Annotated in this window: 1 protein-coding gene; it reads left to right on the top strand. The window is 39.9% G+C overall.

All coding sequences use genetic code 11. The features are described 5' to 3' along the window. On the top strand, positions 1–341 hold a 341-nt coding region (locus tag HMPREF0549_RS08955), incomplete at both ends, for an IS30 family transposase (protein ID WP_003717983.1).

Below are 341 nucleotides of genomic sequence, written 5' to 3'. Positions count from 1 at the left end.
ACAGTTCAGGGACAGAAAAACGGTAATGACAGTGTTGTACTAGTAATGACTGATCGCCTTTCACGAGTTAATATCACGAGTAAAATTGCTGGTAAAACTGCGCATGCAGTAAATCAGTTCTTTATAAATTTGCGCCAGAAAATGGGCACAGATGCTTACTATCGCATCTTTAAGACAATCACCTCTGACAACGGTTCAGAATTTAGTGAGTTAACACAAGTTCACGATCATGTTTTCTATGCTGATCCGTATTCCCCTTGGGAACGTGGATCCAATGAGATCAATAACCGGTTTCTCCGCAAGGAGATTACCAAAGGTGAAGCTATAAATAACTATAGTAG

The sequence above is a fragment of the Limosilactobacillus vaginalis DSM 5837 = ATCC 49540 genome, assembly GCF_000159435.1.
Classification (GTDB): domain Bacteria; phylum Bacillota; class Bacilli; order Lactobacillales; family Lactobacillaceae; genus Limosilactobacillus; species Limosilactobacillus vaginalis.
The sequence above is the reverse complement of the archived record's forward strand: the minus strand, read 5'-3'. Positions and strand labels throughout refer to the sequence as shown.